The organism is Actinoplanes ianthinogenes (assembly GCF_018324205.1).
GTDB lineage: Bacteria > Actinomycetota > Actinomycetes > Mycobacteriales > Micromonosporaceae > Actinoplanes > Actinoplanes ianthinogenes.
Genome location: NZ_AP023356.1, coordinates 2,296,048 through 2,320,215 on the forward strand (window position 1 = coordinate 2,296,048; position 24,168 = coordinate 2,320,215).

At 71.4% G+C, this 24,168-nt stretch carries 26 protein-coding genes and 1 riboswitch; of the genes, 7 read left to right on the forward strand and 19 right to left on the reverse strand.

Translation table 11 applies throughout. The annotated features are described in order from the left end of the window. Nucleotides 1-32: 32 nt before the first annotated feature. A complete protein-coding gene (locus Aiant_RS10545) occupies nt 33-296 on the reverse strand; it encodes a phosphoribosyl-ATP diphosphatase (protein WP_189333382.1) in 264 nt (87 codons plus the stop codon). Between the two features lie 78 nt (nt 297-374). On the opposite strand from Aiant_RS10545, the gene Aiant_RS10550 reads away from it, so the two are divergent. From Aiant_RS10550 to Aiant_RS10560, 3 genes are read left to right on the forward strand one after another with little or no spacing between them, the layout of a single operon-like run. Continuing rightward, on the forward strand, nt 375-1,247 hold the full coding sequence (locus Aiant_RS10550; protein ID WP_189333381.1) for an ABC transporter substrate-binding protein: 873 nt from the start codon (nt 375-377) through the stop codon (nt 1,245-1,247). Then, complete coding sequence (locus Aiant_RS10555) at nt 1,244-2,083, forward strand: amino acid ABC transporter permease (RefSeq protein WP_189333380.1); 840 nt, start codon at nt 1,244-1,246, stop codon at nt 2,081-2,083. Before Aiant_RS10550 ends, Aiant_RS10555 begins: the two co-directional genes overlap by 4 nt. Nucleotide 2,084: 1 nt before the next feature. After that, nucleotides 2,085-2,825, forward strand: coding sequence for an amino acid ABC transporter ATP-binding protein (locus tag Aiant_RS10560; RefSeq protein ID WP_189333379.1), 741 nt, complete (start codon nt 2,085-2,087; stop codon nt 2,823-2,825). On the opposite strand, the gene ribH is transcribed toward Aiant_RS10560, so the two are convergent. The 5 genes from ribH to Aiant_RS10585 form a co-directional block, all read right to left on the reverse strand. Then, nucleotides 2,822-3,298 carry a 6,7-dimethyl-8-ribityllumazine synthase gene (gene ribH / locus Aiant_RS10565; RefSeq protein ID WP_189333378.1) on the reverse strand — a complete coding sequence of 159 codons (477 nt, stop codon included), beginning with the start codon at nt 3,296-3,298 and terminating at the stop codon, nt 2,822-2,824. The genes Aiant_RS10560 and ribH overlap by 4 nt on opposite strands. A 46-nt stretch (nt 3,299-3,344) precedes the next feature. Next, the gene (locus Aiant_RS10570) at nt 3,345-4,553 is read right to left on the reverse strand and encodes a bifunctional 3,4-dihydroxy-2-butanone-4-phosphate synthase/GTP cyclohydrolase II (protein ID WP_189333377.1); all 1,209 of its coding nucleotides are present in this window, start codon (nt 4,551-4,553) and stop codon (nt 3,345-3,347) included. Further along, nucleotides 4,546-5,145: a riboflavin synthase gene (locus Aiant_RS10575; protein ID WP_189333376.1), complete on the reverse strand. Its 600-nt coding sequence runs from the start codon at nt 5,143-5,145 to the stop codon at nt 4,546-4,548. Before Aiant_RS10575 ends, Aiant_RS10570 begins: the two co-directional genes overlap by 8 nt. Then, a complete protein-coding gene (ribD, locus tag Aiant_RS10580) occupies nt 5,146-6,201 on the reverse strand; it encodes a bifunctional diaminohydroxyphosphoribosylaminopyrimidine deaminase/5-amino-6-(5-phosphoribosylamino)uracil reductase RibD (RefSeq protein ID WP_189333375.1) in 1,056 nt (351 codons plus the stop codon). It lies immediately after the preceding gene. Between the two features lie 137 nt (nt 6,202-6,338). Beyond that, nucleotides 6,339-6,514, reverse strand: a riboswitch (FMN riboswitch). Nucleotides 6,515-6,575: 61 nt separating this feature from the next. Further along, nucleotides 6,576-7,757, reverse strand: a complete 1,182-nt coding sequence (locus Aiant_RS10585; RefSeq protein WP_189333374.1) for an aminotransferase class V-fold PLP-dependent enzyme — start codon at nt 7,755-7,757, stop codon at nt 6,576-6,578. A 77-nt stretch (nt 7,758-7,834) separates the two neighbouring features. Between Aiant_RS10585 and Aiant_RS10590 the strand changes: the two genes are divergently transcribed. Beyond that, nucleotides 7,835-8,419: a TetR/AcrR family transcriptional regulator gene (locus tag Aiant_RS10590; protein WP_189333373.1), complete on the forward strand. Its 585-nt coding sequence runs from the start codon at nt 7,835-7,837 to the stop codon at nt 8,417-8,419. 99 nt (nt 8,420-8,518) lie between these two features. After that, the gene (locus tag Aiant_RS10595; RefSeq protein WP_189333497.1) at nt 8,519-9,160 is read left to right on the forward strand and encodes a lysophospholipid acyltransferase family protein; all 642 of its coding nucleotides are present in this window, start codon (nt 8,519-8,521) and stop codon (nt 9,158-9,160) included. Here Aiant_RS10595 and Aiant_RS10600 read toward each other — a convergent pair. Next, nucleotides 9,157-10,182 carry a GGDEF domain-containing response regulator gene (locus tag Aiant_RS10600; protein ID WP_425322663.1) on the reverse strand — a complete coding sequence of 342 codons (1,026 nt, stop codon included), beginning with the start codon at nt 10,180-10,182 and terminating at the stop codon, nt 9,157-9,159. The genes Aiant_RS10595 and Aiant_RS10600 overlap by 4 nt on opposite strands. After that, a complete protein-coding gene (rpe, locus tag Aiant_RS10605; protein WP_189333372.1) occupies nt 10,179-10,859 on the reverse strand; it encodes a ribulose-phosphate 3-epimerase in 681 nt (226 codons plus the stop codon). Before rpe ends, Aiant_RS10600 begins: the two co-directional genes overlap by 4 nt. A 59-nt stretch (nt 10,860-10,918) precedes the next feature. Here rpe and Aiant_RS10610 point away from each other — a divergent pair, with 59 nt between their 5' ends. Next, nucleotides 10,919-12,064, forward strand: coding sequence for an acyltransferase family protein (locus Aiant_RS10610; RefSeq protein ID WP_229830719.1), 1,146 nt, complete (start codon nt 10,919-10,921; stop codon nt 12,062-12,064). 40 nt (nt 12,065-12,104) lie between these two features. Here Aiant_RS10610 and Aiant_RS10615 read toward each other — a convergent pair whose 3' ends face one another. From Aiant_RS10615 to Aiant_RS10635, 5 genes are all read right to left on the reverse strand, one after another. Continuing rightward, the gene (locus Aiant_RS10615) at nt 12,105-13,574 is read right to left on the reverse strand and encodes an RsmB/NOP family class I SAM-dependent RNA methyltransferase (RefSeq protein WP_189333370.1); all 1,470 of its coding nucleotides are present in this window, start codon (nt 13,572-13,574) and stop codon (nt 12,105-12,107) included. A 55-nt stretch (nt 13,575-13,629) separates the two neighbouring features. Beyond that, the gene (gene fmt, locus Aiant_RS10620; protein ID WP_189333369.1) at nt 13,630-14,556 is read right to left on the reverse strand and encodes a methionyl-tRNA formyltransferase; all 927 of its coding nucleotides are present in this window, start codon (nt 14,554-14,556) and stop codon (nt 13,630-13,632) included. Between the two features lie 4 nt (nt 14,557-14,560). Then, entirely contained in the window at nt 14,561-15,118 is a 558-nt protein-coding gene (def, locus tag Aiant_RS10625; RefSeq protein WP_189333368.1) for a peptide deformylase, read from the reverse strand. A 112-nt stretch (nt 15,119-15,230) separates the two neighbouring features. Further along, nucleotides 15,231-17,333, reverse strand: coding sequence for a primosomal protein N' (locus Aiant_RS10630; RefSeq protein WP_189333367.1), 2,103 nt, complete (start codon nt 17,331-17,333; stop codon nt 15,231-15,233). Nucleotides 17,334-18,040: 707 nt separating this feature from the next. Beyond that, complete coding sequence (locus Aiant_RS10635; protein WP_189333366.1) at nt 18,041-18,610, reverse strand: permease; 570 nt, start codon at nt 18,608-18,610, stop codon at nt 18,041-18,043. A 162-nt stretch (nt 18,611-18,772) separates the two neighbouring features. Between Aiant_RS10635 and Aiant_RS10640 the strand changes: the two genes are divergently transcribed. Beyond that, the gene (locus Aiant_RS10640) at nt 18,773-19,360 is read left to right on the forward strand and encodes a TetR/AcrR family transcriptional regulator (protein ID WP_189333365.1); all 588 of its coding nucleotides are present in this window, start codon (nt 18,773-18,775) and stop codon (nt 19,358-19,360) included. 54 nt (nt 19,361-19,414) lie between these two features. Here Aiant_RS10640 and metK read toward each other — a convergent pair whose 3' ends face one another. From metK to pyrF, 6 genes are all read right to left on the reverse strand, one after another. Beyond that, complete coding sequence (gene metK / locus Aiant_RS10645; RefSeq protein WP_189333364.1) at nt 19,415-20,605, reverse strand: methionine adenosyltransferase; 1,191 nt, start codon at nt 20,603-20,605, stop codon at nt 19,415-19,417. A gap of 42 nt (nt 20,606-20,647) precedes the next feature. Then, nucleotides 20,648-21,862 carry a bifunctional phosphopantothenoylcysteine decarboxylase/phosphopantothenate--cysteine ligase CoaBC gene (gene coaBC / locus Aiant_RS10650; RefSeq protein WP_189333363.1) on the reverse strand — a complete coding sequence of 405 codons (1,215 nt, stop codon included), beginning with the start codon at nt 21,860-21,862 and terminating at the stop codon, nt 20,648-20,650. Nucleotides 21,863-21,934: 72 nt separating this feature from the next. Further along, complete coding sequence (gene rpoZ / locus Aiant_RS10655; protein ID WP_067705078.1) at nt 21,935-22,198, reverse strand: DNA-directed RNA polymerase subunit omega; 264 nt, start codon at nt 22,196-22,198, stop codon at nt 21,935-21,937. 12 nt (nt 22,199-22,210) lie between these two features. Then, nucleotides 22,211-22,798: a guanylate kinase gene (gmk, locus tag Aiant_RS10660; RefSeq protein WP_189333495.1), complete on the reverse strand. Its 588-nt coding sequence runs from the start codon at nt 22,796-22,798 to the stop codon at nt 22,211-22,213. A gap of 32 nt (nt 22,799-22,830) precedes the next feature. After that, nucleotides 22,831-23,148: an integration host factor, actinobacterial type gene (gene mihF, locus Aiant_RS10665; RefSeq protein WP_014693418.1), complete on the reverse strand. Its 318-nt coding sequence runs from the start codon at nt 23,146-23,148 to the stop codon at nt 22,831-22,833. Between the two features lie 174 nt (nt 23,149-23,322). Beyond that, complete coding sequence (gene pyrF, locus Aiant_RS10670; protein ID WP_189333362.1) at nt 23,323-24,153, reverse strand: orotidine-5'-phosphate decarboxylase; 831 nt, start codon at nt 24,151-24,153, stop codon at nt 23,323-23,325. Nucleotides 24,154-24,168 lie beyond the last annotated feature (15 nt).

The following is a 24,168-nucleotide window of genomic DNA, read 5'->3' on the forward strand; positions in this document are numbered from 1 at the left end:
CGTTCTCTGACGGACGGACCTGGGGCCGTACGTCAGAGATGTCGGTACACGTCCTTGAGCTCGATGCCGGTGGCGATCATCAGGACCTGTGCCTGGTAGAGCAGCTGCGAGATCTCCTCGGCGGCCCGTTCCGGGCCCTCGTGCTCGGCGGCCATCCAGGACTCGGCCGCCTCCTCGACGACCTTCTTCCCGATGAAGTGGACTCCGCGTTCGAGCGCGGCGACCGTGCCCGAACCGGGGGTCTGTTCCGCCGCCTTGCGCTGCAACTCGGCGAACAGTTCTTCGAACGTCTTCACGGGGAACGATTGTTGCAGCTCATTACGGTCTGACGACGAACACCCCCAGCCCGTGGGACGTCTTTTAAGCTGCCCGGCATGGTCAGCCGTTTCACCCCCCTCCTCGTGGGTGGCGCCGCACTGGCGCTCACCGCTGTCACGGCCTGTTCCCCGGTCGAGGACAGCAACGCCTCCGGCGCATCCCCTTCCTCCTCCTCGGCGGACGCCTGTCCGTCCGGCGCCCTCGGCACCGTCGCCGCGGGCAAGCTCACCATCGGCACCGACGACCCGGCGTACGAGCCGTGGTTCAAAGACAGCAAGCCGGCCAACGGGCAGGGCTTCGAGTCCGCGGTGGCCTACCAGGTCGCCGAACGGCTCGGGTACTCGAAGGAGAACGTGGTCTGGACGTCGGTGACGTTCAACAACGCGATCGCCCCCGGACCCAAGGCGTTCGACTTCGACATCAACCAGTTCTCCATCACCGACGAGCGCAAGCAGGCGGTGGACTTCTCCTCGCCGTACTACCTGGTCCGGCAGACGGTCATCACGACGAAGAAGTCGAAGATCGCCGGCGCCAAGACCCTGGCGGAGCTCAACAGCGCGAAACTCGGCGCCCAGGTCGGCACCACCAGCTACCAGGCGATCACCGACGTCATCAAGCCGGCCACCAAGCCGTCGGTCTTCAACAACAACGACGACGCCAAGAAGGCGCTGGAGAACGGCACCGTCGACGGGATCGTGGTCGACCTGCCGACCGCGTTCTACATGACCGGCGCCGAGCTCAAGGACGGCGTGATCGTCGGCCAGGTGCCGCAGGTCGGCGTGCCCGAGCAGTTCGGCCTGGTCCTCGACAAGGGCTCGAAGCTGACCGGCTGCGTCAGCCAGGCCGTCGACCAGCTGCGCGGTGACGGCACCCTCGCGGTGCTGGAGAAGACCTGGCTGTCCGACGCCGGGGCGCCCGAGCTCAAGTGACATACGCGCCAAGTGAGCGGCAGCGGGAGCGGTTCGCCTACCGTCGCCGGCAGGCGATCCGCTCCGTCCTGCTCGCCGCCGGATCCACCGCGGTGGTCGGCACCCTGCTCGTCCTCGGGGTCACCGGGTCACCCGGCTGGCCCCGGGTCAAGCAGTCGTTCTTCAACCTGACGGTCGCGCGGGAGTACTTCCCGGCGGTGCTGGAGGGCTTCTGGCTCAACGTGCGGCTGTTCGTGGTCTGCGCGCCGCTGGCGCTCGCGCTCGGGTTGCTGATCGCGGTGCTGCGCACGCTGCGCGGGCCGGTCACCTTCCCGGTGCGGGTGCTGGCCGCCGGGTACACGTACTCGTACCGGGGGCTGCCGCTGATCATCGCGATCTACCTGTTCGCGTTCGGCATCCCCGGGCTGCGGTTGCAGGGCACCCCGGACGTGGTCGTGCTGGGCGGGGCGGCCATCGTGATCACCTACGGGGCGTACCTGGCCGAGGTGTTCCGGGCCGGGATCGAGTCGGTGCACCCGAGCCAGGTCGCGGCGGCCCGGTCGCTGGGCCTGAGCTACCGGCAGGCGATGCGGCACGTGGTGCTGCCGCAGGCCGTCCGCCGGGTCACCCCGCCGCTGCTCAACGACATCGTGGCGCTCCAGAAGGACGTCGGGCTGATCTCGCTGGCCGGTCCGATCGACGCGATCCGGGCCGCGCAGATCGGGGTGGCCAAGAGCGGGAACTTCACCCCGTACGTGGTGGCCGCCGTGCTGTTCATCCTGCTCGCCCTGCCGCTGATCGCCATCACCGACCGGGTGACGCTGCGTGCGGCCCGGGCACAGAACGCGGGGGCCTGACGTGCTGCTCTCCTGCCGGAACGTCCGCAAGGTCTTCACCGGCCACGTGGTCCTGGACGACCTCAGCCTGGACGTCGGCGAGCACGAGGTGGTGGCGCTGATCGGCGCCTCCGGCTCGGGCAAGTCGACGCTGCTGCGCTGCGTGAACCTGCTCACCGAGATCGACGACGGGACGATCCACCTGGACGGCGAGGAGATCACCGATCCGCGGATCAACCCCGATCTGGTACGACAGAAGATCGGCCTGGTCTTCCAGAGCTACAACCTGTTCCCGCACATGACCGTGCTGGACAACATCACCCTGGCCCCGACGAGGGTGCACAAGCGGGCGGCCGCCGAGGCCCGCGACACGGCGATGGCCTGGCTGAGCCGGGTTGGGCTGGCCGACAAGGCCACCGCGTATCCGGACCGGCTCTCCGGCGGCCAGCAGCAGCGGGTGGCGATCGTCCGGGCGCTGGTCAACAGCCCGCGGCTGCTGCTGCTCGACGAGGTCACCTCGGCACTCGACCCGGAGCTGGTCGGCGAGGTGCTCGCCATGATCCGTGACCTCAAGGGCGAGGGCATGACCATGGTGCTGGCCACCCACGAGATGGGTTTCGCCAAGCAGGTGGCCGACCGGGTGGCGTTCCTGGAAGCCGGCCGGGTCCTCGAACAGGGGCCGCCCGAGCAGGTGCTGGGCGACCCCGTCGAAGCGCGGACCAGGCAGTTCCTGACCCGCATCATCGAAGCCGGTCGGCTCTAGTCCTTTTGGATCTCACGGATGGCGAGCGCGGCGTCGAGCACGGCGACCGTGCTCTGCCAGCCCTTGTCCTCGATCGAGTCCTCCAGGCCGGCCCGGTCCCGGGCCTGGCCGAGGCTGTGCACCGTGAGCACGCCGTGCGCGACCGGGGTCTGCTCGTCCAGCGCGACCCGGGTCAGGCCGGCCGTGACGGCGTCGCAGACATACTCGAAGTGCTGCGTCTCGCCCTTGATCACCACGCCGAGGGCGACCACGGCGTCGCAGCGTTTCGCCAGCGCCTGGGCGACCACGGGCAGCTCGACCGAGCCGGCCACCCGGGCCACGACGAGGTCCGTGACGCCGCACGCCTCGGCGGCCGCCCGGGCCCGGTCGATCATGTGGTCGACCAGGTCGTTGTGCCAGCGCGAACCGACGATGCCGAGCCGCAGCCCGGCCGCATCGACGGGCTGTGTGTGCGGATCACCGAAGCCGGCCATCTGAACCCCCCTTTGTCGTCATTTTCACCCCTGCTTGCGTACGGGGTCAGCCCAACGCCTCGAACAGGTGCCCCATCCGGTCCCGCTTGGTCCGCAGGTATCGGACATTCTCCGGGTGCAGGCGGACCGGCAGTTCCTCGCGGCCGGTGACCCGCAGGCCGTAGCCCTCCAGCCCGGCCCGCTTGGCCGGGTTGTTGGTGAGCAGGCGCATCGAGCGCACGCCGAGGTCGTAGAGGATCTGCGCGCCGGTGCCGTAGTCGCGGGCGTCGGCCGGCAGGCCGAGCTCCAGGTTCGCGTCGACCGTGTCGAACCCGCGGTCCTGCAACTGGTACGCCTGAAGCTTGTGCAGCAGGCCGATGCCCCGCCCCTCGTGCCCGCGCATGTAGAGCACCACCCCGCGCCCGGCGGCGGCCACCTTTTCCAGGGCGGCGTCCAGCTGCGGGCCGCAGTCGCAGCGCCGGGAGCCGAAGACGTCCCCGGTCAGGCACTCGGAGTGCACCCGGACCAGCACGTCCTCGCCGTCGCTCAGGTCGCCGTAGACCAGCGCGACGTGCTCGCCGTCGTCCGCCGCGGTGCGGTAACCCACCGCGGTGAAGACGCCGTGCTCGGTGGGGAGCGCGGTCTCCACCACCCGCTCGACCTGCTTCTCCGCACGATCGCCCAGGTAGGCCACCAGGTCGGCGATGGTGATCAGGACCAGGTCGTGCTCGACCGCGAATTTCTCCAGGTCGGGGCGGCGCTGCATGGTGCCGTCGTCGTTGACCATCTCGCAGAGGACCCCGGCCGCCCGGCCACCGGCGAGCACGGCCAGGTCGACCGCGGCCTCGGTGTGCCCGGGCCGGCGCAGCACGCCACCCGGCTTGGCGCGCAGCGGCACGATGTGGCCCGGCCGGTTGAAGTCGGCCGGCCCGCTGGAGGCCGATGAGAGCAGCCGGATGGTGTGCGCCCGGTCAGCCGCCGAGATGCCGGTGGTCACGCCGTGCCGCGCGTCGACGGTCACGGCATAGGCGGTTTTGAGGTTGTCCTGATTCGTCTGCACCATCGGGGGCAGGTCGAGCCGGTCGGCCTCGGCCTCCGGGATCGCCACGCAGATGTAGCCCGAGGTGTAGCGGACCATGAAGGCGACCAGCTCCGGGGTGGCGTACTCGGCCGCGAAGATGAGGTCGCCCTCGTTCTCCCGGTCCTCGTCGTCCACCACGATCACCGGCCGGCCGGCCTTGATCTCGGCGATCGCGCGCTCGATGCTCTCAGACATTGCGGCTCCCCAGCATCTTCTCGACGTACTTGGCGATCACGTCGACCTCGAGGTTGACCGGCTCGCCGATGGCCTTGCTGCCCAGCACGGTGTGCTTGGAGGTGGCCGGGATCATCCCGACCGAGAAGGTGTCCTCGGTGACCGCCATGACGGTCAGCGAGACGCCGTCGACCGTGATCGAGCCCTTCTCGACCACGTATTTCGCCAGCTCGGCGGGGAGCGAGAAGGTGACCACCTCCCACTGGTCGGCCGGCTCGCGGCCGATCAGTGTCGCCACCCCGTCGACGTGGCCCTGCACCAGGTGGCCGCCGAGGCGGCTGCCGAGCGCGGCGGCCCGCTCCAGGTTCACGTTGCTGCCGACCTTGAGCGCGCCCAGCGACGAACGCCGGAGCGTCTCCCCCATGACGTCGGCGGTGAACACCCCGTCCACGTTGTCGATGACGGTGAGACAGACGCCGTTGACAGCGATGGAGTCGCCGTCGCGGGCGTCCGAGGTGACCAGCGGCCCTCGGACGGCGATGACGGCCGAGTCCGCGGAGCCCTCGGTCAGGCGGACGATCTCACCCAGTTCCTCGACGATGCCGGTGAACATTCAGTTCTCCTTTGAGCGGAGCGTGGCGGTGAAGCGCAGGTCGCCCCCGATCTGCGCGATGTCGGTGAAGTCGAGCTCCAGGGCCTCGGCGATGGTGCCGATCCCGGCGTCGACCAGAGCGGACCGGCCGGCGCCGAGCAGTTTCGGCGCGACGTAACCGATCACGCGGTCGACCAGACCGGCCGCGAGGAACGCCCCGGCCAGGGTCGGGCCGCCCTCCAGCAGCACGCTGCGGATGCCGCGGGTGTAGAGCTCGGTGAGCATGGCGTGCAGGTCGACGCGGCCGTCCGGCCCGCTGCCGGTCTCGGCCGTGGTCACGATCCAGGTGGGCGCGGCGGCGTCCCGGACGCGGGCCGTCTCCGGGGTCCGCCCGTGCGAGTCGACGACCACGCGCAGCGGCTGCTTGATGGCGAGCGAGCCGTCCCGCAGGTCGCGCACGGTCAGCTGCGGGTCGTCGGCGACCACCGTGCCGACCCCGGCCACGATCGCGTCGACCGTGCTGCGCAGCACGTGCACGTCGAAGCGCGACTCGCTGGAGCTGACCCACTGGCTGGTCCCGTCCGCGGCGGCCGAGCGCCCGTCCAGGGTGGCGGCGAATTTCCAGGTCACGAACGGGCGGCCGCGGCGCACGGCGGTCAGCCAGGCGATGTTCCCCAGCTCGGCCTCGGCGCGGCGCACCCCGGTCTCCACCTGGAGGCCGGCCGCGCGCAGGGTGGCGGCGCCGCCGGAGGCCACCGGGTTCGGATCGTCGACGGCGATCACCACGCGGCGCAGGCCGGCCTGGATCAGCGCCTCCGAGCACGGGCCGGTCCGCCCGGTGTGGTTGCACGGCTCCAGGGTCACCACGCAGGTGCCGCCGCGGGCCCGCTCACCGGCCTGGGCGAGGGCCACGATCTCGGCGTGCGGGCCGCCCGCGTACGCATGGAAGCCCTCACCGACGACCGCGCCGTCCGGGCCGAGCAGCAGGCAGCCGACCACCGGGTTGGGGCTGGTCGTGCCGAGGCCCCGGGCGGCCAGCGCAATCGCGCGGCGCATCGCCTCGTCCTCGGTCACCATCGGAACGGCAGTCCTCTCACGCGGTCAGGACACGCGCGGAGGGCAATGGGAGAAACGCCAAGAATCGGACACTCAGGGTACGCTTCGCGCACCCGGGTCCGGATGCGACCCCGTTGAGGGCACACCCGTCCGATTCCGCGCGCTGTCTCCCATCCGGACTGTCTGATCGGGCTTTCGCCTGATCAACCGTCGGCCCTGGAGTCTCACCAGGTCCACCGGCCGTCGTGGTGCGGACGTCCGGGTCGCGGGCTTACCGCTGCTTGCGCAGTGGATCACCGCCGGTTCGGAATTTCACCGAGTCCCGCCAGCGCGTGGTGGGTTAACCCCGAGTCTTGCACGCGCCGGCGGATTTGCCACCCCAGGGGCGAGGGATCTCACAAACGCTTGCCGGTAAGGGCCCCTACCAGGGTCGCGGCGTGCTCCACCTCGTCCTCGGTGTTGTAGTAGTGCGGGGAGAACCGGACCAGCGGCGGCGGGTTGCGCTCCTCGGTGTCGAACTGCTGGTGCGCCGGCTCGGTGCTGGTCACGTTCACCCCGGACTCGGCCAGCCGGGCCACCACCAGCTCCGACTCCACCCCGTCGACCGTGGCGGTGACGATCGCGCACCGCCGGCGCCCCAGGTCGTGAACGGTCACGCCGGGGGTGTCCTCCAGCAGCCCGCGCATCCGGTCGCCGAGCTCCTCGTTGCGCTTGCCGATCTCCGCCAGCCCCAGGTTCAGGGCCTGGTCGACGGCCACGCCGAGGCCGAGCACCGCCGCGTAGTTGAGCTCCCAGGTGGCGAACCGCCGCGCGCCGGGCGCCCAGCCGAACCCGCGGGCACCGTCCCAGTCCGCCGACTGGATCTCCACGATGTGCGGGTCGAGCTGGTCCAGCACGCCGTGGCGGACCCAGAGGAACCCGGTGCCGCGCGGCCCGCGCAGGAACTTGCGCCCGGTCCCGCAGAGGAAGTCGCACCCGATCTCCGCGACGTCCACCGGGAACTGCCCCACCGATTGGGTCGCGTCCAGCAGGTAGGGGACGCCCGCGGCGCGGGCGATGCGACCGACCTCGGCCGCCGGGTTGACCAGTCCGCCCGCGGTCGGCACGTGGGTCAGGCCGATCAGTTTCGTACGCCCGTCGATCAGCCCGGCCAGCGCGGACGTGTCGATCTGCCCGTCCGCGTCGTTCGGCACCACCACGACCTCGGCGCCCGCCCGCCGGGCCGCCTGAAGGTAGGCCAGGACGTTGCTGCCGTACTCGTTGCGCCCGGTCAGGATCCGGTCCCCGGGCCGCAGCGGCACCGAGTAGAACGCGGCCTGCCACGCGTGCGTCGCGTTGTCGAACAGCGCGATCTCGTCGGACCGCCCGCCGAGCAGCTCGGCCAGCCCGGAGTAGACCGCGGCGACCCGGTCGGCGGCCGCGTCGGCCGCCTCGTAGCCACCGATCCGCGCCTCCAGCCGCAGGTGCTCGACCACGACGTCCAGGGTCTGCTGCGACATCAGGGCCGCGCCCGCGTTGTTCAGATGGATCCGATTGCGGCAGCCGGGCGTCCCGGCTCGAAGCGCGTCCACGTCCATCCCCGCAGCCTTGCAGATGCCCCGCCCTCGCGCATCCCGGCGTAGACAGTGTCTACCCCCTCTGGTAGACACTGTCTATGCCCGCTGACGACGTCTTACGTGACCGGCTCGTCCGGGTCGGCGCCGAGTTGCTGAGCACCGAAAGTCCCGGCGCCCTCTCACTGCGTGAGATCGCTCGCCGGGCCGGTGTCTCGCACGGCGCGCCGCGCCGCTGGTTCCCCACCCACAAGTCGCTGCTCTCGGCCATCGCCCGCTCCGGGTTCGCCGAGCTCAAGGCGCAGATCGAGACCGCGCTGCGGACGGCCGCCGCCGACCCGCGGTCGCAGATCACCGAGCTGGCCCGGATTTACGTACGCTTTGCCGCCGCGAACCGCGGCATGTTCGCGTTGATGTTCCGCCACGACCTGCTCGAAACCGGTGGGGAGCTGGGCCTGCGCGACGCCTCGCTGCCGCTCTTCCGGCTGCTGGTCGATCTGGTCGCCGCCGCCCGGCCCGCCGCCGACCCGCCGGCCGAGGTCACGGCCGCCGCGCTCTGGGCGGCCCTGCACGGCACCGCCCAGCTCTGGATCTGGGGTTCGCTGACGCTGGCCACCGGGGCCACCGACCCGGCCCCGTTCGTCGACGCCACCCTCGCCGCCCATCTGGGGAAGGACTCTCGATGACCCGCATGTCGCCGCTCGACGCCGCCTTGGGGAAGGACTCCCGATGACCCGCATGCCGCCGCTCGACGCCGCCTTGGAGAGGGACTCTCGATGACCCGCATGCCGCCGCTCTACGCCGCCGCTCACCGCACCCTCGGCGCGCTACTGCGCGGATTCTGGCCGACCACGGTCACCGGTCTCGAGCACCTGCCGGCCGGCTCCGGCGCGATCCTCGCGGCCAACCACCACGCCATCGCCGACCAGTTGTTCCTCGGCATCAACACGCCGCGGCACATCGCGTTCTGGGCCAAGGCGGAGTACTTCCGCGGGTCCGGGCTGACCCGCCGGGTGGTGACCGGGATGGGCGCCATCCCGGTGGAGCGGGCCGGCGGGCGGGCGGTGCTCAGCGCCTTCGACGCGGCGGTGCCGATCCTGCGGGCCGGCGGGCTGGTCGCGGTCTTCGTCGAGGGGACCCGCTCCCCCGACGGGCGGCTGTACCGGGGACGCACCGGGGCGGTCCGGCTCGCTGCGCAGGCCGGGGTGCCGATCGTGCCGGTCGGGATCCGCGGCACCGATCAGGTCCGGCCGGCCGGTCGCCGCCTCCCCCGGCCGCACCCGATCCGGCTGGACTTCGGCCCGCCCATCCCGGTGAAGGTGGAATCCGCCCCGGACGCCCGGCGGGTCACCGATGAGGTGGTTGCCGCGATCCAAGGCTTGACCGGCCAGGAATACGTCGCGAAGTACGCTCCCCCGCGTACCTAAATCGGGTTTTGATCCTCGTCTTTGGCCTCGTTGCGGCGGCGGTCGATGGCGACGTAGGAGCCCGGCTGGGACTTGGCGACCTTCTTCATCTCCGAGGCGACCGCGATGACCATCCGCGGGTCGGTGAACTGCCGGCCGTCGGCGGTCGCCTGGGCGACCCCGATCGAGAGCGTGACCAGCGCGGCACGCTGCTTGTTGCCGCGGCGGTCGGGCACCTCGATGTAGCCGCGCTGCGCGTCCTTCTGGTCGTAGAGCCGGTCGGCGGCCGACTCGAAGTCGGTGACCATGCTCTTGGTCAGCGGCAGCACCTGGTCGGGGTGGCAGATGAAGACGAAGTCGTCGCCGCCGATGTGCCCCAGAAAGATCGACGGTTTGCCGGTGGAGGCGCTGGCGCGTTGCAGGCTGCGGGCCATGGCGGTGATGAACTCGTCACCGCGGTCGAACCCGTAGACGTCGTTGACGCTCTTGAACCGGTCGATGTCGATGTAGCCGACCGAGTAGTCGCCGCCGGACCGGATCCGGTCGATGATCTCGCGGCGCACCCGGGCGTTGCCGGGCAGGCCGGTCAGCGGCGAGACCTCGCGGAACTCCTTGTTGCGTTTCAGCGTGGTGGAGACCCGGGCGATCAGCTCGGCGGTGTCGAACGGCTTGGTCAGGTAGTCGTCGGCGCCGGTGGTCAGGCCGACCACCTTGTCCACCGTCATGCTCTTGGCGGTCAGCATGATCACCGGGAGCGCGGAGGTGAGCGGGTCGGCCCGCAGGTTCCGGATCAGCTCGACCCCGTCCATCCGGGGCATCATCCAGTCGACCACGGCCAGATCGGGGCGGTGCTCCTCCATCAGGTCGAGCGCCTCCTGCCCGTCCCGGGCGCGGATCACCTCGAAGCCGTGCACCTTGAGGTTGAACTCGACGAAGCTCGCGATGTCCTGATCGTCGTCGACGACCAGGATGAGGTCCGGTCGTTGCTCGTCGGCGTCGAGCCCGAGGTCCTCGACCACGGGCCCCGGCTCGGAAGTGCTCACATCGAGTTCCCCATCCGGTTGGCGGCCAGTGCCCGAAGCTTACGCACCGCCTCGGCCGGGTCGGCCATGCCATAGACCGCGGTGCCCGCCACGAACGCGTCCGCACCGGCCTCGGCGGCCTGCTCGATGGTGTCCGCGGCGATCCCGCCGTCCACCTCGATGCGCACGTCCAGGTGGCCCACGGCGACGCGGCGCCGCACGTCACGCACCTTGTCCAGCATCTCGGGCAGGAATTTCTGCCCACCGAAGCCGGCCTTGATCGTCATGATCAGGACGGTGTCCAGATAGGGCAACAACTCCAGGTACGGCTCCACCGGGGTGTCCCGGTCGATGGCCAGGCCCGCCTTTGCCCCGGCCGCGCGCAGCGTCTTGGCGAGCGCCACCGGGTCGTCGCAGGCCTCGGCGTGGAACGTCACGTTGTACGCCCCCGCCTCGGCGTAACCCGGCGCCCAGCGCTCCGGGTCGGTGATCATCAGGTGCACGTCGAACGGGATCGTGGTCGCCTTGCGCAGGCTCTGCACGATCGGCAGGCCGAGCGTGAGGTTGGGCACGAAGTGGTTGTCCATGACGTCCACGTGCACCCAGTCGGCGGCCCCCTCGATGGCTCGCACTTCCTCGGCCAGGCGGGAGAAGTCGGAGGCGAGGATGCTCGGCGCGATGATCGGCGATGATTCCACGGCTGAAATTGTATGACCTGGCGATTCCCGCTCCGGTGCCGCCGGTATGGTGTGCCGCCGTGACCCCGAAGATCGGCTCTGCCCGGCGGCTTGCCGCGCTCGACGGCCTACGGATCCTCGCCGCGCTGGTGGTGGCGCTCTACCACTACACCGGATACCCGACCGGGGTGCGCCAGTCCTGGGGCGCGCCGCCGGAGACGGCCTGGCCGCTCCTGCACCACCTCGGGCGCTACGGCTGGCTGGGCGTCGAGCTGTTCTTCGTGATCAGCGGCTTCGTCATCTGCATGAGCAGCTGGGGCCGCACGCCCGGGGCGTTCTTCCGCTCCCGGGTGACCCGGTTGTTCCCGGCGTACTGGCCGGCGGTGCTGATCACCACGGCGGTGCTGACCCTCTGGCCGGTCGTCCGGGCACCCCGGCACTGGCACGAGGTGGCACTCAACCTGACGATGATGCAGAAGGCGGTCGACGTGCAGCACGTCGACGCGGTCTACTGGTCGCTCTGGCGGGAGGCGCTGTTCTACCTGCTCTTCGCCGTCGTGGTGTGGCGCGGGCTGACGCTGCGCCGTGCGGTGATCTTCGGGTACGGCTGGCTGGTCGCCTCGATGCTCTCGGTCAAGTCCGGGGTGCACCTGCTGTCGACGGTGCTGCAACCGGACTGCGCCCCGTTCTTCGTCGCCGGCATCGCGCTCTACCTGATCCACCGTTTCGGGCCGGACCTGCTGCTCTGGGGGCTTCTCGGCGCCTCGTTCCTGCTGGCCCAGTACTGGACGGTGCAGCAGGTGGGCGACAAGCGGGAGGTGGACCCGGGGCTGTCCACGGCGGTCGGGGCGGTCGTGGTCACCGGCATCTTCGCGGTGATGCTCGCGATCGCGCTCGGATACACGGCGCGGATCCAGTGGCGCTGGCTGACCACGGCGGGGCTGCTGACGTACCCGTTCTACCTGCTGCACGAGTACCTGGGCTGGACCATGATCTACGGACTGCGGGACCTGCTGCCGCGGCCCGTGCTGCTGCCGCTGGTCGTGGGCGCCATGCTGCTCGCGGCGTACCTGCTGCACCGGGTGGTGGAGAAGCCGCTCGCGCGGATCCTGAAGAAGCACCTGGACGCGGCCGCGACCACGATCAACCGGGGAGACCGGTACGCCGCGCCGGCGCCGGTAGCGGCGCTCGAAGCGGACACCGTGCTGCTGCCCACGGTGAAATAGCGAGGCCGGGCCGCCTCGGGGCGGTCCGGCCTCGCCGAGCTCAGCTCGTCCGGCGCAGGACGGCCAGGAACATCGCGTCGGTGCCGTGCCGGTGCGGCCACAGCTGGACCGTCGGGCCCGGGCCGAGCCCCGGCATGCCCGGCGGCAGCAGCGGCCGGGCGTCCACGAAGTCGACCTCGACCCCGGAGCGCCGGGCGCCCTCGCTCACCGTCACCTGGGTCTCCACCATGTGCGGGGAACAGGTCACATATGCCACCACGCCGCCCGGGCGGACCGCCCGCAGCGCCGCCACCAGCAGCTCCCGCTGCAACTTGGTGAGCGGCGGCAGGTCGGCCGGCTGCCGGCGCCAGCGCGACTCGGGCCGGCGGCGCAGCGAGCCCAGGCCGGTGCACGGCGCGTCGACCAGCACCCGGTCGAACGCCTCCTCGGGCAGGTCCGGGTCCCGGCCCACCGAGCGGCCGTCCATCGGGAAGACCGTCACCGGCATGCCCTCGGTGGCCTGCTCGACCAGGCGGGCCCGGTGCTCGGCCACCTCGACCGCGGTCACCTCGGCGCCCCGGGCGGCGGCGATCGCGCCGATCAGGCCGGTCTTGCCACCCGGGCCGGCGCACAGGTCCAGCCAGCGGGTGTCCTGACCCTCCACCGGGGCGGCCAGCAGCGCCGCCGCGACCAGCTGGGAACCCTCGTCCTGCACGTGCGCCCGGCCCTCGCGGATGGCGGCCAGGTCACGCGGAGCGCCGCCGTTCAGGTAGACCGCGTACGGCGAGAAGGCGCCCGGCACCCCGTTGACCTCGTCGGCCAGCTCGACCGCGTCGGCCCGGCCCGGACGCGCGCACAGGTGCACGGCCGGCGGCTGGTTGTCCTCGATCAGCAGCCGGGTGGTGTCCTCCAGGTCGCCGCCGAGCGCCTCGGCGAACGCCCGCACGATCCACTCCGGATGGTGGTGGTGCACCGCGAGGTGCCCGATCGGGTCGTCCTCCGCCGACGGGGCGAGTTTCGCCAGCCAGTCGTCGAGTGTCGTCTCCGAGATGGTCCGCATCACCGCGTTCGAGAAGCCGGCCGCGAAGGGCGCCACCGACCGAACCAGGTCGACGGTCTGGTTCACCGCGGCGTGCGTCGGCACCCGGGTGTAGAGCAGCTGATAGGCCCCGAGCCGGAGGGCGTCGCGGGCCGGCGCGTCGATCTGCGCCAGGTCCCGGCCGGAGGCGTCGGCGATGATCAGGTCGAGGGTGCCGAGCGCCCGGAGCGTGCCGTAGGTCAGCTCGGTGGCGAACGCGGCATCCCGCCCGTGCAGGCGCATCCCGCCGAGGATCTCGGCCAGCACCAGGTTCGCGTACGCGTCGTCGCGGTGCACGGCGGCGATCGCCTCGTAGGCCGCCTGGCGCGCCGGGTCCGACGGCGGGCGGCCGCCCCTCGGCGCCCGGCCGCTGCGCTGGTCGCGCGGATGTCCCGGCCCGGATGGCCGGCGAGGGCCGGCGCCGTGCGGCCGTGAAGCCCGATGTTCGGTCATGCTGGGCCCTCCCCGGCGTGCTCTCCCGGCCCTTGCTTGGCTGCGGTGCGGTCGATCACGCCAGTTTCTCTCCTGCTTCGATACGCATGCCACGAGCCCAATCGGTCGCGGCCATCGGTTTCTTGCCCGCCGCGCGGATCTCGCCCAGTTGCACCGGCGTGGTCGCGGTGCCGGCGAGCACCTGCGTGCGCTCCACCCGCAGCTCCCCCGGCTCCAGGTGCGGCGCGTTCGCGATCGGCCGGACCGGCCCCAGCTTGAGCCGGTCGTCGCGCAGCGTGGTCCAGGCGCCCGGCGCCGGGCTGCACGCCCGGATCCGCCGGTCGACCGCGAACGCCGGATCGGTCCAGCGGACCCGGGCGTCCTCGACGGTGAGTTTCGGCGCCAGGCTGACGCCGTCGTGCGGCTGCGGGTGCGCCCGGGCGGTGCCCGCCGCGATCGCGTCGAGCACCGCGACCAGCAGGCCGGCACCCTCGCGGGCGAGCCGCTCCAGCAGGTCGCCGGAGGTGTCGTTGAACCGGATCTGGTCGGTGACGGTGCCGTAGACCGGGCCGGTGTCCAGGCCGGCCTCCAGCTCGAAGACGCTGGCCCCGGTCACCTCGTCACCGTGCAGCACGGCGTGCTGCACCGGCGCGGCGCCGCGCCAGGCGGGCAGCAGCGAGAAGTGCAGGTTCACCCAGCCGTGTGCGGGGATCTCCAGGGCGGACGGCGGGACCAGGGCACCGTAGGCCACCACCGGCACGCAGTCCGGCGCCAGCTCGCGCAGGCGCTCCTGGAACTCTGGCTCCCGCGGTCTGGCCGGGGTCAGCACCTCGATGCCGCGCTCGTCGGCCCAGGCGCCGACGGGCGAGCGGACCAGGCGGCGGCCCCGCCCGGCGGGGGCGTCCGGCCGGGTCACCACGGCGAGCAACTCGTGCCCGGACGCGGCGATCGCCTCCAGGCTGGGCAGCGCCACCTCGGGCGTGCCGGCGAAGACCAGGCGCATCAGATCACCGTCCCACGCCGAAGATGCCCCGGCCGTGCGGGCTCTCCTTGACGGTGGGGGGCTTGGCGGCGTCGTACCACTCGGCGGCGCGGATCTGCTTCATCGCGTCCTTGCGGCCGGCCGAGTCCAGGCGGTCCAGGAACAGCACGCCGTCCAGGTGGTCGGTCTCGTGCTGCACGCAGCGGGCCATCAGGCCGGTGCCGACCAGCTGGACCGGCTCGCCGTGCTCGGAGAAACCGTTGGCCACCACGTTCTGCCGGCGCTTGGTGTCGATGTAGATGCCCGGGATGGAGAGGCAGCCCTCGGGGCCGTCCTGCTCCTCCTCGTCCGGGAACGACAGCACCGGGTTGACGATGTGCCCGACCACGTCGTCCACGTCGAAGGTGAACACGCGCAGGCCGACGCCGAGCTGCGGGGCGGCCAGGCCGGCGCCGCCCTCGTCCAGCATCGTGTCGGTCAGATCCTTGACCAGCTTGCGCAGTTCCTTGTCGAAGTCGACGACCGGGTCGGCCGCAGTGCGCAGCACCGGATCGCCGAACAGACGGATGGGCTGGACGGTCACGCGGCGGAACTCCTAAATCTTGAAAGACGGCCAGGACGTGTTTCGGAATCCGGCCGGGCCGCGCCGCGGCCCCGATCGGGGCTCGAAACGCGTCCCGGGACAGTCTACGGACCTAGAAGAGGTCGGCCGGGTCCACCTGGATGCGGACCGGCACCGCCGCCTTGCGGGCGCTGCGCACGCCGGCGGCCACGTGCAGGGCGTGCGCCAGGTCGGCGGCCCGGGACCGGGACACCCGCAGCAGCATCCGCTCCTGCTCGTCACCGGCCGGGACCGGGCCGAGCTGCTCGGTGCCGTCCGGCAGCTCGGCGATGGTGAGCAGCTCGGCGACGGCCGGAGCCGGGCCGGTGACGCTGGCCATCCGGGCCGCCGGGGGGAAGCCCAACTCGCGGCGTTCGGCCAGCTCACGGGCGGCGAACCAGCCCGGGTCCCAGCGCAGCAGGGCCTGCACCGGGGCGAGGGAGCCGTCGGTGACCACGACCACCTTGCCGCCCTGCGGGCCGGGGCGGGCCAGGGCCGACGCGTTCAGCCAGCGCCGCATGGTCTCCTCGGCGGCCCGCAGGTCGGCCCGGCTCAGCAGCGCCCAGGTGTCCAGGAGCAGGACCGTGCCGTAGCCGCCCGCGGCCACCGGCTCGGCGCCCGGGGTGGCGACGACCATGGCCGGCTCGCCGGGAACCGTGTCCAAGATCTCGTCCCGCCCGGAGGTGCGCACCGGCACACCCGGAAAGGCCCGGCCCAGCTCCTCAGCGGTGCGCCGGGCCCCGATGATCGAGGCGCGCAGCCGGCGCTCGCCGCAGACCGGGCACTGATAGGCCGGGAAGTTGCGCCCGCACCACAGGCAGACCGGCACGTCGCGGGCGCTGTGCAGGGCCAGCGGACCGGAGCATTTCGGGCAACGGGCCGGGTTCCGGCACTCGACACAGGCCACGGCGGGCAGATAGCCCCGGCGCGGCACCTGGACCAGCACCGGGGCGCCGGCCTGCAACGCGGAGCGGGCCGCCTGCCAGGCCACGCTGGGCAGGCGGGCGGTCACCGCGCCGGGGTCGCGGGCCAGCTGCGGGTCGTCGCCGGTCGGCGAGATCACCGGCTGGCGGCGGCGCAGCACGCCCCGGTCCGCGACGATCTCCCGGGCCCAGCCGGTCTCCAGCAGGAGCTGGCCCTCCCCGGTCCGGGCGAAGCCGCCGACCAGCGCCGCGCAGTCGGCCAGCCGGGCGCGGGTGAGCAGCACGTCGCGGGCGTGCGGGTAGGGCGAGCGGGGCTCGGCGTGCAGGTCGTCACCGTCGTCCCAGATCACCACGAGGCCGAGGGCGGCGACCGGGGCCCACATCGCCGCCCGGGTGCCGGCGACCACCGGGACCTGGTGCCGGCTGGCGGCGAGGAAACGGCGGTAGCGCTCGGCCGGGCCGAGTGCCGCGTTCAGCGCGACGTGCCGGCCGGGGCCGAGCACCTCGGTGAGCGCCCGGTCGACGCGGTCCAGGTCGCGCGCGTCGGCGACCACGATGACCACGCCGCGGCCGGCGCGCACGGTGGCGGCGGCCGCCTCGGCGATCCGGACCGGCCAGTCCTCTCCCGGCAGCGCTGACCACACGGCTCGGGCGGGACGGCCGTCCTCCAGGGCCCGCAGATAGGCCGGGCCCGCCGCGTAGGAGTCCCAGCCGCCGGGAGCGGGCGGCCGGAATGCGGGCTCGCTCTCAGGCAGAACCGACTCGCTCCCACCGGCATCATCCGCCGGCCCGCCTCCGCCCGCATCGTCCGCCGGCCCGCCTCCGCCCGCATCGTCCGCCGGCCCGCCTCCGCCCGCGTCATCCGCGGCCCCGGGCCTGTCTTTCGCCGCCTGGGTCTCCACGCGCGCATGCCGTGGCGGCACCGCCAGGCGCAGCACGTCGGCCAAACTCCCCGCATAGCGATCCGCAACCGCCCGCGCCGCCCGCACCACCTCCGGATCCAGCACCCGCTCCGGCGAGACGACCTTTTCCAGGAAGGCCAGCCGTCCCTGATGATCCGAGGCCTCGGCCCGCCCGAGCAGGAACCCGCTCACCAACTGCCCGGCGAACCGGACCTTGACCCGCACCCCCGGCTGCGCCGCCTCGTCATCGGCCGAGGAGACCAGATAATCGAACGGCCGATCCAGGTGCGGCAACGGCAAGTCGACACACACCCGGGCCACCGGCAGACGCTCCGCCGGCTCCCGCTCCCCACGCACACTCTTGGTCCCCATCGCCGAACATTCTGCCCGCCCCCTCTGACAATCCCCGGCGAGGCGAGGTCATGGGGTCACGTGGGCCAGGCAGTTCACCGTCTCGGCGCGCCGGTCGATCGCGACGATCCGGGAAGCGCAGTCCACCCAGGTCCCCGGCTGGCCCCCACGGCGCTATCCCCTGTCCGGACAGAGCCGTGGAAACCAGCCCGACCTCCCGAGCTGGCCCCTACAGCCCTAACGCACGGCCGGACAGGGCCGTGGAAGCCAGCCCGACCACCCCAGCTGGCCCTCACAGCCCCATCGCATGTCTCAACAGGGCCATGGAAACCAGCCCGACCACCCCAGCTGGCCCTCACAGCCCCATCGCATGTCTCAACAGGGCCATGGAAACCAGCCCGACCACCCCAGCTGGTCCCCACGGCCCCATCGCACGGCCGAACAGGGCCATGGAAACCAGCCCGACCACCCGAGCTGGTCCCCACGGTCCCATCGCATGTCTCAACAGGGCCGTGGAAGCCAGCCCGACCACCCCAGCTGGCCCCCACAGCCCTACCGCATGGCCGAACAGGGCCATGGAAGCCAGCCCGACCACCCCAGCCGGCCCCTACGGCCCCATCGCACGGCCGAACAGGGCCATGGACGCCAGCCCGACCACCCGAGCTGGCCGGTACGGCCCCATCGCACGGCCGGACAGGGCCGTGGGGACCAGCCGGGACCACGCGCGGTCAGAGCCCGGCCAGATCCAAGCCCAGGGTCACCGCCCCACCGGCCACGATCAGGGCGGTGATCAGGTTCACCCGAGCGATCGGCCCACCGGTCCGCCGGGCGGCACGGTGATAGAGCATTGCCCCGGCCAGCAGCAACGCCGCCTCGATCGCCGCGGTCAGGACGTGGTGCTGCCAGAGCCCGAACCCGAGCCGCGGCAGATCGCCGAGGTCCCCGGGCAGCACCGGCATGTCGGCCCGGTGGACCAGCAGGTCGAGGACCCAGTGCGAGAACACGACCGCGCCGATCGTCAGCCCGCCGAGCCGCCCCCACCAGCGGATGCAGAGCCACCCGGTCAGCCCGGCGATCAGCAGCGCCCCGGCCAGCGAGTGCGTCCAGTCGGCGTGGATGATCCCGTCCCCGTACCCGCCGTCGGTGCCGGGAGCGTCCTCGAAGCCCTCGACCCCGGCCAGCACCAGCGGGACGAAGAGGACGTCGAGCCAGACCGTGGCCAGCATCAGCGCCCAGAGCGGAACCTGCCGCGCCCCGGACTTCACGCCGGCCGCCAGTCCGAAGTGTCCGGTGATCATCGGGCGCCGCCCCACGGGAGCTTCGCGTCGAGCACGCCGACGACGGCGGCGAAGAAGATCGTGCCGAGGAAGAACGACATCGGGAACCCCTCTTAAGTGAACTCTAGTTGCGTTAGGATGACGATAGAGGCACGATCGCCATTAATGCAACTGGAGTTTCGTTTGACTGCGAGCAGACCCGGCGGGCGCACCGCACGGACGGCCGAGGCGGTGACCGCGGCGCTCACCGCCGAGCTGCTGGAGGTGGGTTACGCGGGGACGTCGATCGACCGGATCGCCCGCCGGGCCGGCGTGGCGAAAACCACCGTCTACCGGCGCTGGGGCACGGTCGGGCAGCTGGTGGTGGACGTGTTCGCGGGGATCGCCGGCCAGCAGGTGCCGGTGCCGGACACCGGATCGCTCGAGGGCGACCTGCGCGAGCTGGCCCGCAGCACGATCACCATGCTGCGCGAGCCGGAGAGCCGGGCGGTCTTCGACATCGTGGTGGGCGAGGCGATCCACGACCCGGCCGCGCGAGCGGCGCTCGACACGTTCTTCGCCGCGCGGATCAGCAACGCGGCGGTGATGGTGGAGCGGGCGGTGGCCCGGGGCGAGGCGCCGGCCGAGACCGACCCGGCCGAGGTGATCCGCCAGGTGGGCTCGACCTGGTACGCGCGGATGTACATCACCGGCGAGCCGATCACGCTCGCCGACGCGGACCGCGCGGCCGCGGTGACGGCGCTGGCCACCAGGGCCGGGCTGTTGACGTGAAAGAGCCGGCACCCCCGGTCGGGGGCGCCGGCTCTCGCGACGCGGCGGGAAGCCTCAGGAAGCGGCGTTCTTCAGGTCCTGAGCGCGGTCCGTGCTCTCCCACTTCAGGTCCGGCAGCTCCCGGCCGAAGTGGCCGTACGCGGCGGTCTGCTGGTAGATCGGGCGGAGCAGGTCCAGGTCCCGGATGATCGCGGCCGGACGCAGGTCGAAGACCTCCTTGATGGCCTTCTCGATCCGCTCGACCGGCACGTTCTCGGTGCCGAAGGTCTCCACGAACAGGCTGACCGGGTGCGCCTTGCCGATCGCGTAGGCCACCTGGGTCTCGCAGCGCTCGGCCAGACCGGCGGCGACCACGTTCTTGGCGACCCAGCGCATCGCGTACGCCGCGGAACGGTCGACCTTCGACGGGTCCTTGCCGGAGAACGCGCCACCGCCGTGCCGGGCGTACCCGCCGTAGGTGTCAACGATGATCTTGCGGCCGGTCAGGCCGGCGTCGCCCATCGGGCCACCGATCTCGAAGCGGCCGGTCGGGTTGACCAGCAGCCGGTAGTCCTCGACGTCGAGGCCGAGACCCTCCAGCTCCGGCGCGATGACGTGCTCGCGCACGTCCGGGGTCAGCAGCGACTCCAGGGAGATGTCCGCGGCGTGCTGCGAGGAGACGACCACGGTGTTCAGCCGGACCGGGCGCAGGCCGTCGTACTCGATGGTGACCTGGGTCTTGCCGTCCGGGCGCAGGTACGGAATCGTGCCGTCCTTGCGCGCGGCGGAGAGCCGCCGGGCCAGCCGGTGCGCCAGCGCGATCGGCAGCGGCATCAGCTCGGGGGTCTCCGAGCAGGCGAAGCCGAACATCATGCCCTGGTCGCCGGCGCCCTGCTGGTCCAGGACGTGCTCGGAGTCACCCTCGCGCAGCTCGATCGCGCTGTCCACGCCCTGGGCGATGTCCGGCGACTGAGAGCCGATGGAGACGCTCACGCCGCACGACGCGCCGTCGAAGCCCTTCTTCGACGAGTCGTAACCGATCGCCAGGATGGTGTCGCGCACGATCTTGGGGATGTCGGCGTAGGCCTGGGTGGTGACCTCGCCCGCTACGTGCACCTGGCCGGTGGTGATCAGGGTCTCGACCGCGACACGGCTGCGCGGGTCCTGGGCGAGCAGGGCGTCGAGAATCCCGTCGCTGATCTGGTCAGCGATCTTGTCCGGGTGGCCTTCCGTGACCGACTCGGAAGTGAACAGGCGGCGTGCCACGGTGCTCCTCAGTTGTCGAATACAGGTAACGCGGAAGTCTAATCAGAGCGGCCGACCGTCACCGACCTGGGCATCGAGCCTGCCCACGACATGGTCCAAGATCCTATCGGATACATCGTCTTTGGATAATTCCTCGAGCGCCTCGCGGTAGCCTTCCGCGCCCAGCACAGTGACGGTGTTCCGATCCTGGCCGAAGACCCGATCCATCCCGACTTCATTCACCACGATGAGGTCTGCGCGTTTTTTCGCCATCTTCACTCGGGCGTGTTCCAGCGCGTCGTGCGTCTCCGCGGCGAACGCCACCAATATCTGCCCGGGCAGCTTGGCGGCGCCCAGCTCGGCGGCGATGTCCGGGTTCGTGACCAGGGCGATCGGGGCCGGGAGCCCGTCCTCAGTCTTCTTGATCTTCTGCTCGGCGACGGTGGCCGGGCGGAAGTCGGCGGGTGCGGCGGCCATCACCACGACGTCCGCCGACGCGGCCGCCTCGACGGTGGCCTTGCGCAGCTCCTCGGTGGTCCCCACCCGGATCAGATCGGCGCCGGCCGGGTCGGGCAGCGAAACATTTGCCGCGATCAACGTCACACGAGCGCCGCGGGCCAGTGCCGCCCGGGCGAGGGCGTAGCCCTGCTTGCCGGACGAGCGGTTGCCGAGGAAGCGGACCGGGTCGAGGGGCTCCCGGGTGCCGCCGGCCGTCACGACGACGTGCCGGCCCGCCAAGTCACTTCTCGGCGCGCGCAGCGCGCTCAGCGCGTACGAAAAAATCGCCGCAGGCTCGGGCAGGCGGCCTTTGCCGGTGTCTTTGCCGGTGAGGCGGCCGACGGCCGGCTCGATGACGAACGCGCCCCGCGAGCGCAGGGTGGCGACGTTGGCCCGGGTGGCCGGGTTCTCCCACATCTCGGTGTGCATGGCGGGGGCGTAGACGACCGGGCAGGTGGCGGTCAGCAGCGTGTTGGTGAGCAGGTCGTCGGCGATGCCGTGCGCGGCCTTGGCCAGGATGTCGGCGGTGGCCGGGGCGACCACGACCAGCTCGGCGGCGCGGCCGATGCGCACGTGCGGCACCTCGTGAGCGTCGTCCCACACCTGCGTGGCGACCGGACGGCCGGAGAGGGCGGCCCAGGTGGGCTCGCCGACGAACTTCAGCGCCGAGGCGGTCGGCACCACCCGGACGCCGTGGCCGGACTCGGTGAACAGCCGGAGCAGCTCACAGGCCTTGTAGGCGGCGATGCCGCCACAGACTCCCAGGACGACCTCAGTCACCGCACCACCTCGGATAGCAGACGATCCCGCGCCCAGAGACTGGGACACGGGATCGGACGAACGCGGAACCCCTTACGGGTGGTCGGTCGGCTCAGCGGTCAGCAGACCGGCGTTGATCTCCCGCATCGCGATCGAGAGCGGCTTCTCCTGGGGGGTGGTCTCGACCAGGGGACCGACATACTCCAGCAGGCCCTCACCGAGCTGGCTGTAGTAGGCGTTGACCTGGCGGGCGCGCTTGGCCGCGAAGATCACCAGCGAGTACTTCGACGAGGTCTTGTCGAGCAGCTCGTCGATCGGCGGGTTGGTGATGCCCTCGGGGTTGGCGACAGTTCCCACTGTGGTGAATCCTTAATGCTCGTGGGCTAGGTATAACGAACCGAGCAAGCCTACCAGCTCGTCAGCGGCCCGCTCGACGAAGTCGTTCACGACGGTGACGTCGAACTCCGACTCGGCCGCCAGCTCCTCATCGGCGTGCGCGAGGCGGCGCTTGATCGTCTCGGCGTCGTCGGTGCCCCGCCCGATCAGCCGGCGCTGGAGCTCCTCGACGCTCGGCGGGGCCAGGAAGACCAGCTGGGCCTCCGGCATGGCCGCCCGCACCTGGCGGGCGCCCTGCAGGTCGATCTTCAACAGAACGGGCCGGCCCTCCATGAGCCAGCCCTCGACCTGCGCGCGAGGCGTGCCGTACAGGTTGCCCGCGAATTCGGCCCACTCCAGCAGCTGACCGCCGTCGATCAGGCGCTGGAACTCGGCCCGTGTTGCGAAGTGATAGTGCTCGCCGTCGGTCTCGTAGTCGCGTTTCTTGCGTGTCGTGACCGACACCGACAACCGGATCCAAGGCGAGCGCGCCCGGATCAGCTCGATCACGCTGTCCTTGCCGACCCCGGAGGGGCCGGACAGGACGGTGAGGCGGGCTGCCGGGCGCGCGTCGTCATCCATGCTCACGGCTCATTCCTACACGAGCCGATGAGTCAGTTCGCAGCGAACTCCCCCAGGAGGGCCTTGCGCTGCTGGTCGCCGAGACCCCGGAGCCGGCGGCTCTCGGCGATCTTCAGCTTCTCCATGATCTGGGTCGCGCGGATCTTGCCGATGCCCGGCAGCGCCTGAAGCACGGCCGAGACCTTCAGCTTGCCGACGACCTCATCGGCCTCCGCGCGGTCGAGCACGGCGGCGAGGGTGGTCTTGCCGGACTTGAGCTGTTCCTTCAGCTCAGCCCGAGCCTTGCGAACTTCCGCAGCCTTCTCCAGCGCGGCAGCGCGCTGCTCGGGGCTCAGTGACGGGAGCGGCACCAGTTCTCCTCAGGTCCCTATCGCGGCGGTAGTTCAATACCGGCGCTTCTGTGAAACGTGGTGTGCCAGGGAACCGAAGGGGCATATGGTTCCCGGCGCCGGGAAAACTAGCGGTCAACGGCGCTTTCGGCAACGTGGGGGTACCCCGGCCCACACCCGGATACGCAGCGGGTTTCACCCGAGCGCGGTCCGCACCTCGCCCAGAACGCGGTCCGTCGCGGCCCGGAGATCGGCGATTTCGGGGCCCGCCGCGAGAACTTCCCGTGAGTACGACGGCAACACGTTGTGCAGGCTTTCCCCGAAGACCGCACGCAGGTCATCGGGCGTTCCGCCCTGTGCTCCGAGGCCCGGAGCGAGCAGCGGACCGTTCACCGCGGACAGGTCGTGACCGGTCTTTCCGATCGTCGCGCCGACCACCAGCCCGAAACTTCCGAGCGGGCTCACACCCGCGTTGAGCTGGGAAATCTCGTCGATCACGGTCTGCGCGACGGTCTTCCCACCAGGACTGACGGCATGCTGCACGGAAGCGCCTTCCGGGTTTGACGTCAGTGCCAGAACGAAAATTCCGGCGCCGGTTCCGGTCGCGAGATCGAATGCCGGCCGCAACGAGCCGACTCCGAGATAAGGACTCACAGTAATCGCGTCAGCGCGGAGAGTACTCGCTGGATCCAGGTAGGCGGACGCGTACGCGGCCATCGTCGAGCCGATGTCGCCCCGCTTCACATCGAGCAGGACAAGAGCCCCGGCCTCTCGGGACTGTCGGATAGTTGACTCAAGAATCGCGACGCCACGTGACCCAAATCTCTCAAAAAACGCGGACTGAGGCTTCAGCACAGCCACCCGATCGGCCAGCGCGTCGACCACCGTACGGGCGAAGCGCTCCAGGCCGGCGACATCGTCGGAGAGGCCCCAGCGGGCCAGCAGAGCGGCATGAGGATCGATGCCTACACACAGCGGACCCCGCTCGGTGATAGCCGAGTGGAGCCGTTCTCCGAAGGTTTCCATGGAGCAACTACCTCT